General features: G+C 61.0%; 18 protein-coding genes. 6 read left to right on the top strand and 12 right to left on the bottom strand.

All coding sequences use genetic code 11. The features are described from left to right. Window positions 1-76 precede the first annotated feature (76 nt). Complete coding sequence (glyQ, locus tag FSY45_RS04780; RefSeq protein ID WP_003051022.1) at window positions 77-1,015, bottom strand: glycine--tRNA ligase subunit alpha; 939 nt, start codon at window positions 1,013-1,015, stop codon at window positions 77-79. 390 nt (window positions 1,016-1,405) lie between these two features. On the opposite strand from glyQ, the gene FSY45_RS04785 reads away from it, so the two are divergent. The 3 genes from FSY45_RS04785 to FSY45_RS04795 all read left to right on the top strand — a co-directional run bounded on the left by FSY45_RS04785 (window position 1,406) and on the right by FSY45_RS04795 (window position 4,111). Further along, the gene (locus tag FSY45_RS04785) at window positions 1,406-2,515 is read left to right on the top strand and encodes an SPFH and helix-turn-helix domain-containing protein (protein ID WP_003051020.1); all 1,110 of its coding nucleotides are present in this window, start codon (window positions 1,406-1,408) and stop codon (window positions 2,513-2,515) included. A gap of 29 nt (window positions 2,516-2,544) precedes the next feature. Then, window positions 2,545-2,928, top strand: coding sequence for a VOC family protein (locus FSY45_RS04790; protein ID WP_050873941.1), 384 nt, complete (start codon window positions 2,545-2,547; stop codon window positions 2,926-2,928). Window positions 2,929-3,016: 88 nt separating this feature from the next. Then, on the top strand, window positions 3,017-4,111 hold the full coding sequence (locus FSY45_RS04795) for a TFIIB-type zinc ribbon-containing protein (protein ID WP_148747931.1): 1,095 nt from the start codon (window positions 3,017-3,019) through the stop codon (window positions 4,109-4,111). Window positions 4,112-4,217: 106 nt separating this feature from the next. Here the strand turns inward: FSY45_RS04795 and FSY45_RS04800 are convergent, their stop codons facing one another. The 4 genes from FSY45_RS04800 to FSY45_RS04815 form a co-directional block, all read right to left on the bottom strand. After that, window positions 4,218-5,333 carry a TIGR03364 family FAD-dependent oxidoreductase gene (locus FSY45_RS04800; protein ID WP_148747932.1) on the bottom strand — a complete coding sequence of 372 codons (1,116 nt, stop codon included), beginning with the start codon at window positions 5,331-5,333 and terminating at the stop codon, window positions 4,218-4,220. 97 nt (window positions 5,334-5,430) lie between these two features. After that, window positions 5,431-7,191, bottom strand: coding sequence for a putative 2-aminoethylphosphonate ABC transporter permease subunit (locus tag FSY45_RS04805; RefSeq protein WP_148747933.1), 1,761 nt, complete (start codon window positions 7,189-7,191; stop codon window positions 5,431-5,433). Window positions 7,192-7,193: 2 nt separating this feature from the next. Further along, window positions 7,194-8,270 carry an ABC transporter ATP-binding protein gene (locus tag FSY45_RS04810; RefSeq protein WP_148747934.1) on the bottom strand — a complete coding sequence of 359 codons (1,077 nt, stop codon included), beginning with the start codon at window positions 8,268-8,270 and terminating at the stop codon, window positions 7,194-7,196. A 179-nt stretch (window positions 8,271-8,449) separates the two neighbouring features. Beyond that, window positions 8,450-9,499: a putative 2-aminoethylphosphonate ABC transporter substrate-binding protein gene (locus FSY45_RS04815; RefSeq protein ID WP_148747935.1), complete on the bottom strand. Its 1,050-nt coding sequence runs from the start codon at window positions 9,497-9,499 to the stop codon at window positions 8,450-8,452. 346 nt (window positions 9,500-9,845) lie between these two features. Here FSY45_RS04815 and FSY45_RS04820 point away from each other — a divergent pair, with 346 nt between their 5' ends. After that, window positions 9,846-10,712 carry a LysR substrate-binding domain-containing protein gene (locus tag FSY45_RS04820; protein ID WP_148747936.1) on the top strand — a complete coding sequence of 289 codons (867 nt, stop codon included), beginning with the start codon at window positions 9,846-9,848 and terminating at the stop codon, window positions 10,710-10,712. On the opposite strand, the gene rfbC is transcribed toward FSY45_RS04820, so the two are convergent. From rfbC to FSY45_RS04845, 5 genes are all read right to left on the bottom strand, one after another. Further along, a complete protein-coding gene (rfbC, locus tag FSY45_RS04825) occupies window positions 10,709-11,260 on the bottom strand; it encodes a dTDP-4-dehydrorhamnose 3,5-epimerase (protein WP_043375288.1) in 552 nt (183 codons plus the stop codon). The genes FSY45_RS04820 and rfbC overlap by 4 nt on opposite strands. Continuing rightward, the gene (rfbA, locus tag FSY45_RS04830; RefSeq protein ID WP_043006833.1) at window positions 11,257-12,141 is read right to left on the bottom strand and encodes a glucose-1-phosphate thymidylyltransferase RfbA; all 885 of its coding nucleotides are present in this window, start codon (window positions 12,139-12,141) and stop codon (window positions 11,257-11,259) included. The genes rfbC and rfbA overlap by 4 nt, the downstream gene beginning before the upstream one ends. Window positions 12,142-12,203: 62 nt before the next feature. Then, window positions 12,204-13,109 (bottom strand): dTDP-4-dehydrorhamnose reductase, encoded by a 906-nt coding sequence (gene rfbD, locus FSY45_RS04835; protein ID WP_148747937.1) that lies wholly within the window; start codon window positions 13,107-13,109, stop codon window positions 12,204-12,206. Next, a complete protein-coding gene (rfbB, locus tag FSY45_RS04840; protein ID WP_148747938.1) occupies window positions 13,106-14,176 on the bottom strand; it encodes a dTDP-glucose 4,6-dehydratase in 1,071 nt (356 codons plus the stop codon). Before rfbB ends, rfbD begins: the two co-directional genes overlap by 4 nt. 48 nt (window positions 14,177-14,224) lie before the next feature. Next, the gene (locus FSY45_RS04845) at window positions 14,225-14,998 is read right to left on the bottom strand and encodes a type III pantothenate kinase (RefSeq protein WP_034400350.1); all 774 of its coding nucleotides are present in this window, start codon (window positions 14,996-14,998) and stop codon (window positions 14,225-14,227) included. A gap of 170 nt (window positions 14,999-15,168) precedes the next feature. Here FSY45_RS04845 and lysM point away from each other — a divergent pair, with 170 nt between their 5' ends. Both lysM and galE read left to right on the top strand, forming a co-directional pair. Continuing rightward, a complete protein-coding gene (gene lysM / locus FSY45_RS04850; RefSeq protein WP_012839922.1) occupies window positions 15,169-15,639 on the top strand; it encodes a peptidoglycan-binding protein LysM in 471 nt (156 codons plus the stop codon). Window positions 15,640-15,718: 79 nt separating this feature from the next. Further along, window positions 15,719-16,741 carry a UDP-glucose 4-epimerase GalE gene (galE, locus tag FSY45_RS04855; RefSeq protein WP_148747939.1) on the top strand — a complete coding sequence of 341 codons (1,023 nt, stop codon included), beginning with the start codon at window positions 15,719-15,721 and terminating at the stop codon, window positions 16,739-16,741. A gap of 24 nt (window positions 16,742-16,765) precedes the next feature. On the opposite strand, the gene FSY45_RS04860 is transcribed toward galE, so the two are convergent. Both FSY45_RS04860 and FSY45_RS04865 read right to left on the bottom strand, forming a co-directional pair. Continuing rightward, the gene (locus tag FSY45_RS04860) at window positions 16,766-17,182 is read right to left on the bottom strand and encodes a rhodanese-like domain-containing protein (protein ID WP_003068022.1); all 417 of its coding nucleotides are present in this window, start codon (window positions 17,180-17,182) and stop codon (window positions 16,766-16,768) included. A 26-nt stretch (window positions 17,183-17,208) separates the two neighbouring features. Then, window positions 17,209-18,201: a M48 family metallopeptidase gene (locus FSY45_RS04865; protein ID WP_057093635.1), complete on the bottom strand. Its 993-nt coding sequence runs from the start codon at window positions 18,199-18,201 to the stop codon at window positions 17,209-17,211. Between the last annotated feature and the right edge of the window lie 6 nt (window positions 18,202-18,207).

Here is an 18,207-nt window from a genome sequence, read left to right on the forward strand (position 1 = left end):
CGCTTGTCAGATCAAGGCTGGCTGCTGAAATTTTGGAATATGGGACGGTGGTAGCGTGAAAGCGGCTCAGGCAGGTTCAGGCGGCTTTCTTGGCTGCCTGCTCTGCGGCCTTGGCCAGTTCTGCCAGCACCTCGTCGGCATGGGCCTTGGAAGCCATGGGGAAGCCCAGACGTGCACGGCTGTCCAGATAGCTCTTGCCCACGGCACGGGCCAGGTTGCGGATGCGGCCGATATAGGCAGCGCGCTCAGTCACCGAGATGGCGCCACGGGCGTCCAGCAGGTTGAAGGTATGGGCGGCCTTGAGCACCTGCTCATAGGCGGGCAGCGCCAGCTGGGCGTCGATCAGCTGATTGGCCGTGCCTTCATGGGCCGCAAAGGCGCTGAACAGGAACTCGGCATTCGAATGCTCGAAGTTGTAGGTGGACTGCTCCACTTCGTTCTGGTGGAACACGTCGCCATAGGACAGGCCGTCGGTATAGACCAGGTCGTACACCGATTCCTTGCCCTGCAGATACATGGCCAGGCGTTCCAGGCCGTAAGTGATCTCGCCCGTGGCGGGCTTGCAGTCGATGCCGGCGACCTGCTGGAAGTAGGTGAACTGGGTCACCTCCATGCCGTTGAGCCAGACTTCCCAGCCCAGACCCCAGGCGCCCAGCGTGGGGTTCTCCCAGTCGTCCTCGACAAAGCGGATGTCGTTTTTCTTCAGATCGAAGCCCAGGGCTTCGAGCGAGCCCAGGTAGAGCTCGAGAATATTGTCGGGTGCGGGCTTGAGCACCACCTGGAACTGGTAGTAGTGCTGCAGGCGGTTGGGGTTCTCGCCGTAGCGACCGTCCTTGGGACGACGGCTGGGCTGCACATAGGCGGCCTTCCAGGGCTCGGGGCCGATGGCGCGCAGAAAGGTCGCGGTGTGCGAAGTGCCGGCGCCGACTTCCATGTCATAGGGCTGGAGCAATGCACAGCCCTGTTCGGCCCAGTAGGACTGCAGTTTCAGAATGATTTGTTGGAAGGTCAGCATGACTTGTATACGTTCGCGCGCCAGCAATCAGTGGCGATTGCGGGCGGCATCTTCATTAAGAGGTGTTCTGGGCGGTATCGACCGCATAAGCGGTAGATTCTAAGTCTGTGCCACTGATCACGGACGTAGTCTGTCTGCGCGGCCCCACAGCGGGCATTTTCACGAAACGGCCCCGGTCGGTGATTTCAAACTGTGAAAAACAAAACGCTAGCACTTACCACTCATGAATAGACAGATGCAACATCAATCGATCCTGAAACTATTGGATAGCGAGCGCAGTGCGCTCACTTTTTAACAATTTCCGCGCAACTGCCATGCATCCCGGAGCCGGCTGCTGCGGTTTGCCTCCTAGAATGATTCCTTTCCCGTCATCCTCTTTCGGAGCACGTCATGGATTTCATGAAAATCATCACCAAGCAACTGATCGAAATCATCGAATGGACCGATGATTCGCGCGACACGCTGTCGTATCGCTGGCCTGATGAAGACAAGGAAATCAAGAACGGCGCCCAGCTCATCGTGCGTGAGTCGCAGCAGGTGCAGTTCGTCTCCGAAGGCCAGTTCGCAGACCTGTTCAACCCGGGCCGCTATCTGCTGACCACGCAGAACATCCCGATCCTGTCCACGCTGCGCGGCTGGAAGTACGGCTTCAACTCTCCCTTCAAGTGCGATGTCTACTACATCAACACGCGCTTGTTCACGGGCAACAAATGGGGCACCTCCAACCCCATCATGATGCGCGACAAGGACTTTGGCGTGATCCGTCTGCGCGCCTTCGGTACCTATGACTTCCGCATCACCAACGCCGCCCTGTTCCTCAAGGAAGTGGCGGGCACGGACCAGAACTTCCGCATCGACGAGTTTGCCGACACCATGCGCTCGCGCATCGTCAGCATCTTCTCCGAAGCCCTGGCCAAGGCCCAGGTACCGGCACTCGACGTGGCCCAGCGCTACAGCGAGCTCGGCGACGCGCTGCTGCAGCTCATCAACCCGGCCGTCAGCGAGAAATACGGCCTGGAAATCACCAGCTTCCTGCTGGAAAACGTTTCCGTGCCGCCCGAAGTGGAGCAGGCCATCGACAAGCGCTCCAGCATGGGCGCCATCGGCAACCTCAACGACTATGTGAAGTACCAGATGGGCCAGGCCATGGCCAACGGCGGCGAAGGCGCTGCCGCAGCCACCATTCCGGCCACCATGGCCATGGGCTTCGGCATGGCCCAGGAAATGATGAAGGGCATGCAGGGCGGCGGTGCGGCAGGCACGCCAGCCGCTGCAGTGGCAGACCCCTTCTCCCCGGCGGCAGCCCAAGCCGCGCAGACGCCTGCTGCCCCGGTCGCCGCCGGCCTGCAGGTGCTGACTCCCGCCCAGGCGGCCCAGGTGCTGGGCGTGGCCGAAGCCGATGTGCTGGCCGAAATCCAGGCCGGCAACCTCAAGGCCCGCCAGATCGGCAGCCAGTGGCGCATCGCCCAGGCTGCGCTGGACGAATTCCTGCGCGGCTGATCCGCAATCCATGGCCTCGGGTGCACGTCATGAATGAACACAAACCGGTTTTCATCAGCACCACTCCGGTGCTGGCATCGCTGGACATGGAGCGCACCGTGGCCTTTTACGCCCGCGTGCTGGGCGCCAGAACCGTCCACGCCCAGCCCGGCGAGTACGGCATCGTCTCGCTGGGCGGGCTGGAGCTGCATTTCTGGGCCTGCCAGGACCCGGAGATTCCCAGGCAGACCAGCTGCCGCATCCAGGTGGTGGGGATTGCCGCCCTGCATGCGCAGTGTCTGGCCGAGAATGCGGTTCACCCCAATGGCGGTCTGCGCCAGCAGCCCTGGGGCACCCGGGAATTCAGTCTTCTCGACGCAGATGGCAACTGCGTGACCTTCTACGAAACCCATCCCGCCGCTGCTGCCGCCTGAACCCGTTTTTGCCGTGGCCACACCCGCTTCCTCTTCTCGCTCTTCCGGATCTGCATTCACCCCTGTCTCCGAGACGGCGCCCCCCTCCATGGTGGGCAGGCATGTCTGCCCCGAATGCGGTGGCAATCTGGAGTGGAATGCCAAGGCCCAGTCGCTCAGATGTCCTTACTGCGGCACCATCGTTCCCTGGAGCGAGCAGACACAGCCCGAGCCGGGACGTGCCGTCGTGGAGCAGGATCTGGCCGAGGCCTTGCGCAACCCGGCCAGCGGTCGCGGCTGGGGCTCGGACGAGCGCTATGAGGTGCAGTGCCAGAACTGCCGCGCCATCTCGGTGTTTCTCGGCAAGCACGTGGCCCAGCGCTGCGACTTCTGTGGCTCGCCGGCCATCGTCGCCCATGAGGAGCGCAGCGACGCCATCACGCCGCAGAGCATCCTGCCGTTCAAGATCAGCGACGGCCAGATTCGCGACAAGATCCGCCAGTGGTATGGCAGCCGCTGGTTTGCTCCCAGCAAGCTCAAGAGCGCCGCGCTGACGGACACGCTGCACGGCGTCTATCTGCCCTACTGGACCTTTGACGCCCATGCCAGCGCCCAGTGGTGGGCAGAGGCCGGCTATTACTACTACACCACCGAGTCCTATCGCGACGGCAACGGCAATCTGCAGACCCGCCAGGTCCAGCATGTGCGCTGGGAGCCGGCATCGGGCAGCCTGCAGCATTTCTTCGACGATGAGCTGGTGCCAGGCACCGTGGGCGTGCACGCCCATCTGCTGCGCCAGGTGGAGCCCTTCCCGACCACCACCGACCTCAAGCCCTACAGCCCGGAGTTCGTGCGCGGCTGGACGGTGGAGCGCTACCAGGTGGACCTCTCCAAGGCCGCCAGGATCAACGAGGAAGACATGGACAGCCAGCTGCGCAGCATGTGCTCGCGCGAGGTGCCGGGCGACACGCAGCGCAATCTGCAGGTCCAGCGGCAGTACTCGGGCCGCAGCTTCAAGCACACGCTGGTGCCGGTCTGGCTGGTCGGCTACACCTATGGCAGCAAGACCTACCAGATCGTGGCCAATGGCTACACCGGCCAGATTGCGGGCGAACGGCCTTACAGCTGGGTCAAGATCCTGTTTGCCGTGCTGGCCGCCATCCTGCTCGTCATGCTGATTGCGCCGCTTTTCGTGCAGCAGTGACGCTCATTCTTTGATAGCTTCTTGCGCTTGTCAGATATAGTTTTTGATTTCATTTTCTTGAAATATGACAGCCTGCAAGCGCTAGCAGCTATTCAATCCGTAGCAGTTACCAGGCCATCCAGACTTCCTCGGCCAGACCAAAAGCCGTGCTCGCGCCCGAGCCGCTGGTCACGGCCACCACGCGTGTCGCTGCATCGGGTGCTTTGACAAAACAAGGGGCTTCGGCACTGGAGGGGTAGATGCCCGTCCAGCGCTCCAGGACCTGGGCGTTGTCGATATGCAGTGCCTCGTTCATATGTCGCAGCATGAGCTGGTCGACGGCTTCGCCGGCAAAAGGCTGGGGCGCGCTGCCGTAGTGATGCGAATCGCCCACCACCAGCGAGCCATCGGCGCTTTGCACGGCAATCAGGTGGATGCCGTGCTTCAGGCTTTGCGCCTCCTCGCCCTCCAGCTCGGCGCGCAATGCAGCGGCTTCGGGCAGCGCGCTATAGCCCTCGTAGCGCACCAGGCTCAGATCCCCCATGACCGATCCCTCAAGCTTGAAGCCTGCTTGCGGCTGCACGCGCAACATCTGCAACTGGCACAGCTGCACTTGGTTGTCAGTCCATTCACTCGCGAACAGCCCGCCTGGATCGGCGTTGTTGCAGACCACCACGCGTTCGGCGTGATAGCTGGCACGCGAAGTGGTCACGCGCGGCGTTGCCACTTCCATCACGCTTTCGCTATAGGCGAAATCCACTCCCAGCGCCTGCTGCAACCACAGTGCCAGTTGCGGGATGGCCGTGCGCGACTCCACACGCAGCTCATGTGGGCTGTAGAGCACGGACTGCAGCGCGTCGGTGCGCAGCGCCGAATGGCGCGCTGCGGCCTGGGCTGGCGTCAGTAGTTCACAACCTGCGCCCATTTCGGTGTGCATAAAGGCTTCAAGCACTGCAGCGGCAGCAGGACGGCGCGCCGTCAGCCACAGGCCGGAATGCAGGACATCGATACCGGCCTTGGGCGCAATCTCGGCCCAGACATCGCGTGAGCGCATGGCGCGCCGCCAATGGGCACCGGCGCGCTGGCCCGTGATGGTGACAAAGCCAAAGTTGCGAATCGAGGCGCCCAGGCAGGCACCGTCGCGCTCTATCACCAGCACGGAGCGCCCGCGCGTGGCAGCGGTATAGGCATGGGCCAGGCCGACAATGCCGGCGCCGACGACGATCAGATCGTAGTTTTTCATAGCGTTACAGAAAAAGCAGACAAGCCAAGTCCCTGCCGCAGCGCCCAGGCGATGCAGCGAGAGACGTTCGGAGAATCACGTGATGTGGAGAAAGTCCTCAGCGCTGGCGCCAGTGCTGGGTACGCCGCTGCAGCCAGGCATCCAGCAGCGCAATCAGCAGGCGACCCGCGGCTGCAGTGGCAAAGATCAGCGTGGCCATGGCGGCGGCGGGAGCGATGTCGCCTGCGTCATCCATGGTCAGCACGGCCACCGAGGCCAGTGTGGTTTCGGGCGAGTACAAGAAGACCACTGCCGACACCGTGGTCATGGCATTCACGAAGAAGTAGCCCGCTACCTGCATCACCGCAGGCAGGCACACGGGCAGATGCACACGCCACAGCAGCGTCCAGAACGGCACGCCCATGGAATCGGCCACGCGCTCGTATTCGGCGTCCAGTTGCTGCAAGGCGGTGAGCTGGGTGATGTGTGCCACCGAGAAGAAATGCGCCACCGAGCACAGCACCAGAATGCCCATGGATCCATACAGAAAGTGCAGCGGATTGCCGCCCGCATTGAAGAACAGGATATAGCCCAGACCCAGCGCCAGCCCTGGCACCGCCATGGGCAGCGTGGCCACCGCGTGCAGCCATTGGCGCGCGCGCACCCAGCCTGTGGGCCTGGCCACCAGATAGGCGCTCAGAAAGCTCAGCAACGCACCGGTCACTGCCGTGGCCACGGCCATGGTCAGCGAGTTGGCGTAACTGGCCCAGCCGCCGCCGTCCATCATGTCGAACTGGTAGTGCTTGAAGCTCAGGCTCAGGTTGTAGGGCCAGAAGCTGACCAGGGATGCCAGCACGGCCATGCCCATCATCGCCAGCAGCGCCAAAGCCATCAGGCTGCAATACACCAGCAGCGCGCGGTCGAGCACCGCGCAGGGCTGCGGCACCAGAGGCACGGCCCGCACGCTCATGGCAGCGGCCTGCCGGACACGCAAATGGCGCTCGGCAGCAAAGGCCAGGCCCGCAGGCACCAGCAGCAGCATGGCCACCACGGCACCCATGGACAGGTTTTGCTGGCCAATCACCTGCTTGTAGATATCGGTGGCCAGCATCTGCGTGTTGCCGCCAATCACCTTGGGCACGCCAAAGTCAGTCACCACCAGAACGAACACCACAAACCAGGCAATCATCAGCCCGTAACGGCTGGCTGGCAGCGTGACCTGACAGAAGCTGCGCCAGCGGCCCGCGCCCAGCGTGGCGGCGGCCTCATACAGGCGCGCATCGCCCGAGGCCAGCGTGGTGCACAGAATCATCAGCGCATGCGGAAACGTCCACAGCACCGAGCCAAGAATGATGCCAAACGGGCCGTAGGCCGTGCCGCCCGCCAACCAGCTCTTGAGCAGACCCTGTGCGCCAAAAAGATAGATCAGGCTGATGGCCATGAGCAGCGACGGCGCCAGCAGAGGCACCAGGGCGATCGCGCGAAAGAACCTGGCCAGCGGCATGCAGCTGCGCATCACGCCATAGGCATAGCCATAGGCCAGGGCCACACACAAGGTGCTGCTGACGGCCGACAGCCACAGGCTGTTGAACAGCGACTGGCCTACGCCCGGCGTTTGCGCGTAGGCGAGGTACTGGGCCAGGCCCAAGAACTTGCCATCGGCCGACACAAAGCTGCGGCCCAGCAGCGCTCCCACGGGCAGTGCAATGGCCACCAGCAGCGCGCCCAGCAGGCCCAGCACCAGCGCGCCCAGCCAGAGCTTTTCCCAATGGAAGAATCGCGTTTTCCGTGGCGCCGCAGGGCTGATGCTGTGTTGCTGGCACGATGCCGCTGCGGGCGCATAGCTCCCCACGGGCAGCGCAGAAGAAGAGGCATCCATGCTCATGCCGCCTTTCGCAGAAGCTCGGGTGCTGCCAGCGACTGCAGCGCAGCAGCCGGCAACTCAACCAGCACCTCGCCCTGCAGCCAGTCGGGCAGACGCGCGTCATGGCGCAGCGGCCATTGCACATCGATCTGGCATTGCAGCGTGGGACTGAACACGCGCACCAGCACCAGCGAGCCCAGGAACGAGGTCTCGACCACCCGCGCCCGGAACAGATTGGGCAGTGCTGCGGGCTGGGCCGGGTGCAGCACCACGCTCTCGGGCCTCACGCCCACCAGCAAGTCATCACCGGCCTCAAAGCCGGCAGTGCAGCATTCAAGCCTCCCCTCGCCCACGCGCACCGCATCGCCCGACTCGGCCACGGCGGGCAGCAAATTCATGCGGCCCACAAAACCGGCCGCAAAGTGGCTGACCGGCTCGGCGTAGAGCTGCTCGGGCGAGCCCTGCTGCTCGATACGCCCCTGGTGCATCAGCACCACGCGGTCTGCCATGGAGAGCGCCTCTTCCTGGTCGTGCGTGACCATCACGCAGGCAATGCCCAGTTGACGCTGCAACTGGCGGATTTCGCTGCGCAGCTCGGTGCGCACCTGGGCATCCAGTGCGGACAGCGGCTCGTCCAGCAACAGCAGACGCGGGCTCGGCGCCAGTGCGCGGGCCAGCGCAATGCGCTGCTGCTGGCCGCCCGACAATTGCGCCGGGTAGCGCTGCGCCTGCGCGCCCAGGCCTACCAGAGCCAGCATCTCCTGCACCCGGGCCTGCACCTGCGCCACGGGTTGGCCCTTGAGGCCGAAAGCCACGTTCTGGGCCGCCGTCAGGTTCGGAAACAGTGCGTAGCTCTGGAACACCACGCCAAAGCCCCGGCGCGCGGCGGGCCAGCGTGTGATGTCCTCGCCCTGAAACACAATGCAGCCCGCATCGGCCTGCTCGATGCCGCACAGAATGCGCAGCAGCGTGGTCTTGCCGCAGCCCGAAGGGCCGAGCAGGCTGACGAACTCGCCCCCCTCCACCAACAGGTCAATGCCGCGCAGCACCGGCGTTTCCTTGTACTGCTTGGCAATATGGTCTATGCGCAGCATCTGCAATCACTTTCAACGTGCAAAAAATTTCAGAGACCTGCTGCGTAGAACTGGCGCTGACCCAGCTCAGAACTGCCGAGCAAGGGCCGCCCCGCAGCGAGGGCAGTGTCCCCCTCCAGCGCGCAGCGCCAGAGAGGGGGAAGGCACGGCGCCGCCAAGGCGAAGCGCCTCAGGGGGTGTTACTTCTTCTCCGCCTTGGCTTCATAGCGGCGGCTCCATTCGGAAAGAATGCGATCGCGATTGGCCGCTGCCCAGTTGAAGTCGTTTCTGGCCAGGCGCTTTTCCAGATCGGCCGGAATGAACTCGTGCTTTTCCTGGGCCTCAGGCAATGCCAGGACGGCGAAGTTGGCGGCGTAGAGCTTGTTGGCATCGGGCGTCACCGCCCAGTCGGCCAGGACCTTGGCGGCCTCCTGCTTTTTGCTGGTCTTCAGAATGGCCGTGGCTTCCACATCCCAGCCCAGGCCTTCCCGGGGGAAGACGATGTCGATGGGCGCGCCATCCTTCTTGGTCTTGTTGGCGCGGTATTCAAAGCTCAGGCCCACGGGAAACTCGCCCGCGCCGGCCTGGCGGCAGGGCTTGGAGCCACTGTGCGTGTAGACGCCGATGTTCTGGTGCAGCGCATCCATATAGGCCCAGCCCTTGTCCTCGCCCATCATCTGCAGCCAGGCGGCCACCATCAGATAGCCCGTGCCGCTGGACGCCGGGTGGGGCATGGTGATCGCGCCCTTGAATTCGGGCCTGGTCAGGTCGGCCCAGCTCGCAGGCATGGGCAGCTTGCGCTTGCGGCCTTCCACGGTGTTGAAGCAGACGGCCGACGACCACAGATCCATGCCCACCCAGCTCGGCGTGGCTGCTGCATCGCGCATGCTGGAGCGCACCCTGGCCAGGTTCCTGGGCGCATAGGGCTGCAGCATGCCTTGCTTGTCCAGCAGCATCAGCGAAGTGGCGGCCACGCCCCAGATCACATCGGCCTGGGGATTGGCTTTTTCGGCCAGCAGGCGGGCGGTGATGATGCCTGTGCTGTCACGCACGAACTTCAGCTCGATCTCGGGGTGGGCTTTTTCAAATGCCGCTTTATAGGCCTTGATCTGGTCGGCCTCCAGGGCCGAATACACCAGCAGATCGGTCCTGGCCTGGGCGGCGGAAGCCAGGCCCAACAAGGCCGTGGCAACCGTGGCAAAAGCGCTCAAGGTGAAGCGGCGAGTGGCGGGTGCAAAAGCGTGACGCATGGATAACAGTCCCTTGGATTGATCTTTGCCGCCTGACCAACGCGGTCATTTGCGACATGAGGGAACTGTAGAAACTCACTATGAAACGCTGGTGTCACAGAACTGAAATCTGCCAAGGATGTCATCAGCAAACTTTGTAGTCAGCGCACCGCACCAGTGTTCACCACCGAAATGCTATTGATTCAAAAGCATATTTCGCTTTATCTGTCTCATATTTATATATAAAACCATCCAAATACAAACACATATAAGCGTAAGAAGCTATTGAAATCAAAGCAATCCATCTGCATTGCCGGCTGCAGCGTTCATGTTGAAATCCGGGGACCGCTTTCTTGAAGACTTGGTCATGTTTGCCACACACCTCAAATCCTTTTTCTGGGTCGCCCGTCTCGGCAGCATCACGCAAGCTGCGCGCCAGCTGGGGCTGAGCCAGCCCACGGTCACGGCGCAGATCAAGGCCTTGGAGGAGCAATATGAGGTCGAGCTGTTCACGCGCCAGAGCGGAAGGCTGGCCATCACCGATGCAGGCCTGAAGCTGCTGCCCGGGATAGAGAAGCTGCTGCTGCAGTCGGCCCAGATCGAATCGGCGCTGCGCCAGTCGGGCCATGTCAACCAGGGCCAGCTGCGCATAGGCGCCACCGCACCCTACTATGTGTTGGACATCGTCAAGCGCTATCAGCAGCAATATGCACTGGTGGAGGTGAGCATCGTCAATGGCAATTCGCGCCAGATGATTCAGGCGCTGGCCGAGTACCAGGTGGACCTGGCAACCTCCTCGCATCTGGACACCGACCCGCGCCTGCTGCGCCTGGAGCTGGGGCGCGATCCGCTGGCCCTGGTCGTGCACCGGCAGCATGCGCTGGCCGGGCAGAAGGCCGTCGATATCAGGGATCTGGCAAAGAACACGCTGATCCTGCGCGAGCGTGGCTCCATGACCCGGCAGATGACCGAGCAGATGCTGGAAGCCGCCCAGGTCAGCCCGCAGCGGATTCTGGAAATTGCCAGCCGCGAATCCATACGCGAAGCCGTGATCCGCCAGATGGGCATCAGCATTTTTGCGCGGCACGAAGCATCGGCCCACCCGGACCTCGTCGTGCTTGATCTGAAAGGCGAGGTGCCTTGTCTGCCCGAATACCTGTACTGCCTGCGCGAGCGATGCGATGCGCAACTGATTCAGCCGTTTCTGCAGATGGCCGAATCAAGAAAGCGCTAGTCGAACAGTTCGGCCCGCTTGAATGCGGGCTGATTCCTGTCCTTTTCGGACAAGGAAAAAGCGATATCGAGCTGGGGCCACTCGATGCCAATGTCGGGGTCGTTCCAGGCTATGCCACGCTCGGCACTGCGATCGTAGTAGCCTGTGGTCTTATACAGATATTCTGCCGAATCGCTAAGAGTCACAAACCCATGCGCAAACCCCGGAGGGATCCACATCTGCAAATGATTTTCTTCTGTCAACAACTGACCAACCCATTGGCCAAAAGTTTTTGAGCTTTTCCGGATATCTACAGCTACATCCCAGACTGAACCTCGTACGACCCGCACCAGCTTTCCTTGGGAGGATGAAGGCATTTGATAATGCAGGCCCCTCAAGACTCCCCGAAGGCTCCGGCTGTGGTTGTCTTGCACAAAATCAACTTGGGAGCCTGTTTCGGCCTCGAACTCCCGTTGACTGAAGCTTTCGAAAAAAAATCCGCGATCATCAAGAAACAATCGAGGCTCAATGAGCATGAGTCCAGAAAGCTTCAGTTCAGTTACTTTCATAGGACACTATTCAAGCAGTGCATCAAATATTTCCCATATCCATTCTTTAAAAGTGGCTGCGCCAGTTTTTCCATTTGCAGAGCATCAATCCAGCCCGAGCGAAAAGCTATTTCCTCAGGGCAAGAAACCTTCAGGCCCTGCCTTTGTTCCAGGGTTGCAATAAACTGGCCTGCCTCGAGCAAACTATCATGCGTACCGGTATCCAGCCACGCATAACCACGGCGCATCACTTGCACATTCAAGGCGCCATCCGCCAGATAAATCTTGTTCAGATCCGTGATTTCCAGTTCACCTCTTGGCGATGGCTTGACAGACTTGGCAAGCTCCACCACACGGGCATCGTAAAAGTAGAGCCCTGTGACGGCATAGTTGGACTTCGCAACCACAGGCTTTTCTTCCAGAGAGAGCACCTGCCCCTTGGCATCGAATTCAGCAACGCCATAACGCTCAGGATCTTGCACGTGATAAGCAAATACCGTCGCACCGTGCTCCTTGGCGTCCGCATCCTTTAACAGGCGCGGGAAATCATGACCATAAAAAATATTGTCACCCAGCACCAGTGCGCTAGGTGCACCATTAATGAATTTCTCGCCAATCAGGAAGGCCTGGGCCAGGCCATCCGGGCTGGGCTGCACCTCATACTGAAGGTTCAGGCCCCACTGGCTGCCATCGCCCAGCAACTGCTCGAAGCGCGGCGTATCCTGCGGCGTGCTGATGATCAGAATGTCCCGGATGCCCGCCAGCATCAGCGTGCTCAGCGGATAGTAGATCATGGGCTTGTCGTAGATCGGCAGCAGCTGCTTGCTGATGGCCAGCGTGGCGGGGTGCAAACGAGTACCGGAGCCGCCAGCCAGAATGATGCCTTTGCGCTTTGTCGTCATGATGAATCAATAAAAAGCTTCCAGCGCTTTACCGATAAGCGTTTGAAGCGAGGTTTTGAAAATTAGAGAATTTCGCGCAGCATGCGCTCCACGCCATGCTGCCATGCAGGCAGATGCAGTTGCATGGCCGCTTGCAGCTTTTGTGTATCCAGACGCGAGTTCAAGGGTCGCGCGGCCGGTGTCGGGAAGGCCGTGGTCGGAACAACGGCAATGCTTTGCACCTTCCAGTCCTGATCGGGGCGCAGGCTTTGGGCGCGCTCGATCACATGGCTGGCATAGGCATGCCAGTTGGTCTCTCCTGACGCAACCAGATGGTAGAGACCGCCATCGCCTTCATGAGCGCTCATATGGCGCACGGCATGGGCCGTGACATCGGCGATCAGATCGGCGCCGGTCGGCGCGCCCCATTGATCGTTGATCACGCTGAGCGCTTCCCGCTCCTGCGCCAGACGCAACATGGTCTTGGCAAAATTGCCACCACGCGCCGCATAGACCCAGCTGGTGCGAAAAATCAGATGACGGCAGTTTGTGGCCGCTATCCGCTGCTCGCCTTCAAGTTTGGTGCGGCCATAGACCGATAGCGGCCCCGTCGCATCGCCCTCCTTGCGTGCCGCACTGCCGGAGCCGTCGAAGACATAGTCGGTGCTGTAGTGCACCAGCAGGGCGCCCAGGCTTTTGGCTTCGAGCGCCATGACTTCGGGCGCCTCGGCGTTCAGGCGCCAAGCCAGATCCGGCTCGCCCTCGGCCTTGTCCACCGCCGTATGCGCTGCGGCATTGACGATCACATCCGGGCGCACGCTGCGAATGGTCTGCGCCAGCGTCTGCAGATCGCCGACATCGCCGCACAGGCTGTTTCCATCCACATTCACGCTCTGGCGATCCAGCGCAATCACCTCGCCCAAAGGCGCGAGACTGCGCTGCAGCTCCCAGCCGACCTGACCGTTCTTGCCCAGCAGCAGCAGCTTCATGCCGAAGCCTCGTCGGTGTACTGCTTCTGCACCCAGTCGCGGTAGGCGCCGGACTGCACATGGGCCACCCACTCGGGGTTGGCCAGATACCACTGCACGGTCTTGCGAATGCCGGTCTCGAAGGTCTCGGCAGGCTTCCAGCCCAGCTCGCGTTCCAGCTTGCGTGCATCGATCGCATAGCGGCGATCATGGCCGGGACGGTCGGTCACATAGGTGATCTGCTCGGCATAGGTCTTGCCGTCGGCGCGCGGGCGCAACTCGTCGAGCAAGCTGCACACGGTCTTGACGATATCGATATTGGCCTTCTCGTTCCAGCCGCCCACGTTATAGGTCTCGCCCAACTGGCCAGCCTCGAGAACACGGCGGATGGCGCTGCAATGGTCGCGCACATAGAGCCAGTCACGCACCTGCATGCCGTCGCCGTAGATGGGCAGCGGCTTGCCCGCCAGCGCATTGACAATGACCAGCGGGATCAGCTTTTCCGGGAAATGCAGCGGGCCGTAGTTGTTGCTGCAATTGGTCGTCAGCACCGGCAAGCCGTAGGTGTGATGCCAGGCCCGCACCAGATGGTCGCTGGCTGCCTTGCTGGCCGAGTACGGGCTGTTGGGCTCGTAATTGTGCTCTTCGGTAAACGCTGGATCGGTCGGCGCCAGCGTGCCATAGACCTCGTCGGTAGAGACATGCAAAAAGCGGAAGCCGGACTTGGCCTCGCCTTGCAGACCATGCCAATAGGCGCGTACCGCTTCCAGCAGGCGGAAAGTGCCCACCACATTGGTCTGGATGAAATCCTCGGGACCATGAATGGAGCGATCCACATGCGACTCGGCCGCAAAGTTCACCACGGCGCGAGGCTGGTGCTGCGCCAGCAATTGCGCAAGCTTTGCACTGTCGCCGATATCGGCCTGCACAAACACATGGCGGGCATCGCCGTTCAGGCTGGCCAGATTCTCGAGATTTCCCGCATAGGTCAGCTTGTCGATATTGACCATGGGCTCATCCACATGTGCCAGCCAGTCGAGAACAAAGTTGGCGCCGATAAAGCCTGCACCGCCGGTTACAAAAATCATGGAAACAGCCTCAAATCAAAATTCGAATCATTGCAGGTCGCAATGCACTCAAGCCCAGCGCTTATCAGCCATCACCAGCAAGCCATCAAAGATCAGGTTGTTGATCAGCTCAAAAGGTCGGGTCATGCTGGGAGACATTTTCCAGCCGGCACCGCCCGCCATGATGCACATGGGCTCTGCGCCGCAGTGTTCTGCCAGATGCTGGTACATGCGCTCCACGGCACCTGCAATCGCATAAGTGCCGCCGCTGGTCAGCGCATCGCTGGTGTTCTTGGGAAAGCATCGGACTTCACCGGTAGGCACATGCAGGCCCGCAGTACCACCTTCCAGGGCCCTGAGCATGATGCCATGCCCTGGAATGATCAGGCCGCCCAGAAAATGGCCTTGCGCGTCCATGGCATCGACCGTCACTGCGGTGCCCACCATAACCGTGATCAAGGGCTTGGCCTCTCCCAATTGCAACATGTGGTGACGCGCACCAATCATGGCCACCCAGCGATCCGCCCCAAGCCTGGAGGGATGGTCGTAGCCATTGGTCACGCCGGCTTCTGCAACGGAAGGAACGACCCACTGAGGCTCGAAATTCCAGCCCAGCATGAGCTCGATCTGCTCGTGCACCCTGCGCCTTGCCGTCTCGCCGGCAACCACGCAGCCCAGCATGCGCTCGGGAGCCGGCAGCCCCGCCCAGGCACCTTCTGCCAGGCGCTCTATATGCTCCAGGAACTCCGCTCCATGGGCCAGCAAGGCAGCACCCGGGCGATGATCTTCATACATGGCCCACTTCAAACGGGTGTTGCCAATGTCTATGGCCAAAAATGTCATGCGGCGGATTATCAGCACTTTTCTCTTTGTCAGACAGCCGTTTGTCACATTCATTACAAGCGGGCAGGAAATTGTCAAAGAAAGCGCTCAGTCCATATCCTGCAAGGATTCATTTCGATTTCCCGTTAAAGTGAACCGCCTTCTTCCACTAATTTTGAGGAGTCGAAACCATGGGTCTGTTCAGTTTCATCAAGGAAGCCGGAGAAAAACTGTTTGGCGGCAGCGACGCACATGCGGCCGCACCGGCCGAAGACTTGAATGTCAAGGCGGCTCAGGCGATCGCCAGCTATATCAATACCCAGAATCTGGGCGTATCCGATCTGCAGGTTCAATTCGATGCTTCTCAAGGCAAGGTAACAGTCAATGGCACGGCACCCACTCAGGCTGTCAAGGAAAAAGTGACGCTGTGCTGCGGCAATGTGGCCAATGTCCAGTCCGTGGACAACCTGATGGCGGTCACCAACCCCGAGCCAGAAGCCCAATACCACGATGTGGTACGCGGTGACACCCTGTCGGCCATCTCCAAGAAGTACTATGGTGATGCCAACAAGTACAACGTGATTTTTGAAGCCAACAAGCCCATGCTCAGCAACCCGGACAGGATCTATCCTGGCCAGAAGCTGCGCATTCCGGCGCTCTGAATCTGGCTCTGTAAATTCAGCCGCAAAAAGCGCTCGCATGAGCGCTTTTTTCATTTGACTCGAAGTTAGACTGCAGCTTATGAAAACTCTGCTCACAGGCGGTGCCGGCTATATCGGCAGCCATACAGCCATCGAACTGATCAGCCACGGTCATGAAGTCGTGATTTTCGACAACTTCAGCAACAGCCATCCTGAAGCAATCCGCCGCGTGGAGCAAATCACTGGACGCACTATTGCCGTGATCAATGGCGATGTCCGCAATCAAGCTGCGCTTGAGCAGGCCCTGCAGGAGCATGGCATTGACAGTGTCGTGCACTTTGCCGGCAAAAAAGCAGTGGGCGAGTCCGTTGCCCAGCCTGTGGACTACTACGACAACAACGTCAATGGCACCCTGGTGCTGCTGCGCGCCATGAAAAAGCACAATGTGCGCAATCTGGTGTTCAGCTCTTCGGCAACAGTCTATGGCTCGCCACAATATTTGCCTCTCAATGAGGTGCACCCTACTTCGGTCACCAATCCCTACGGCCGAAGCAAACTGATGGTGGAAGAGATTCTGTCGGACCTCTACCACTCCGACTCCCAATGGTCGCTGGCCGTGCTGCGCTACTTCAATCCCATTGGTGCCCATGCCAGCGGCCTGATTGGTGAAGACCCTTCGGACATTCCCAACAACCTGCTGCCTTTTGTGGCACAGGTCGCCGTGGGCCGTCGTGAAAAGCTGCAGATCTTTGGCGGCGACTACGACACCGTGGACGGCACCGGTGTGCGTGACTACATCCATGTCGTCGACCTGGCCCGAGGTCATGTCAAGGCTCTCGAGAAGCTGGCCGGCCTGGCCAAGCCCGAGTTGCTGACCATCAACCTGGGCACAGGCAATGGCTACAGCGTGCTCGAAGTGCTGCATGCCTTCGAAAAAGCCTGCGGTAAGGCCCTTCCCTATACGATTACAGACCGCCGCCCCGGGGATGTGGCCAGTTGCTACGCAGACCCTGATCACGCCCTGAAAACCCTGGGCTGGCAAGCAGAGCATGATCTGGACACCATGTGCACCGACACATGGCGCTGGCAAAGCCAGAACCCCAACGGCTATCGCTCAGTCTAGAAGCTGCAGGCCAGGCCCTGCGCATTACTGATGCCAGGGCAGGCCGCGCTTGCGCCAGCCACCCAACTGGCCTCGTTGGCCGTTGGCGTCAACGTCGCCTTCGAAACCTTCAAGAATGTTGTAGGCCTCGATTCCCAGGCCCGCAGCACGCTGGGCAGCCGCAACAGAGCGCACACCGCTGCGGCATAGCAGCACCACTTTCTTGCCCTCGGGTACCGCTGCTCGCAACTCGGCGTCAAAGTTCTGGTTGGCTGCCATGCCGGGCCACTGCTTCCAGGCCACGGCAACGGCGCCTGGCACCTTGCCCACCCACTCGCGCTCGGCATCGGTGCGCACATCGACCAGAACCGCTTCACCAGCCTGCAGCCATTGCCAGGCCAGCTCCGCCGGCACATCGCCGGCATAGCCGGCAGCGGGTTGGATTTGGGTTGTATTGCTCATTTCATTCCTCGTCTCGATCATTGCCGCTATTCCCAAACGGGCAGAGGCCTGTCTCTCAATGCTCTGCGCAAGTGCTTCCAGTCGGGCAGCACCTGGGCCACCACGGCCCAGAACTGCGGGCTGTGATCCATATGATGCAGATGGGCGAGCTCATGCACCACCACATAGTCGATGATTTGCGGGCTGTGCTGCATCAACCGCCAGTTCAGACGAATGATCCCGCTGCTGTTGGCACTGCCCCAGCGCGTGCTGGCACTTGTCAGGCGCAGCGCATTCCAGCGCACACCCATGAGTGCGGCATAGTGCAGCATGCGAGCCGTGAAATAGCTGCGCGCCTCCCGCAGTATCCAGGCCTGAACGGCTGCGCGCACCTGGGCAGGCGGCGCCCCTGTCGGCAAGGACAGATGCAGGCTTTGCGAGCCATCGACCCCCTGCTCTCTATGCGTCTGGCGGGTACGCAGCAGTTGTGACGTATCCCCGGTCAGCCGCAAACTCATGGGCTGGCCCAGATAGTCCAGCACGCCTCCATCCTGCCAGAGAATGCGCGCTTCCTGCTTGATCTGCTGTCGCTGTCCGGCTTCCTGCAACTTGCGCACAATCCAGCCGGCCTTGGTCTGCAGCGCTGATTCGATCTCGCGCATGGCCACCCATTGCGGAGCGGTGACTTCAAGCCCTTGCTGCCCTACGCTGAAGCCTATGCTGCGGCGCGCCGAACGGCGCAGCAGATAAGCCACCTCGCGCCCTTGCAAGCGGGCGCTGTGGCTGGCTTCCGGATGCACCAGAAGTGTGGGCTCTGCAGGCAGCTCATTCTCTTCAGAATCAATAGCACCCACTGAAATATTGGCAGGTGCTACAAGCTGACTATTCTCAAATTCCAGCTCGGATTGATCCAAACGCTGCTCAATGGCTTCAGGGCCGCTGCGCCGGCGCTTGCGCGGCATCAACCCGCCCCGCCCATCCCCTACCACAGGCGGCACCAGCCATTGCCAAGCTTGCTGCAAGCTATCGCCTGTGGACATGGGCAG

The sequence above is a fragment of the Comamonas sp. Z1 genome (assembly GCF_008121555.1).
In the GTDB taxonomy this organism is placed as follows: Bacteria; Pseudomonadota; Gammaproteobacteria; order Burkholderiales; family Burkholderiaceae_C; genus Comamonas; species Comamonas thiooxydans.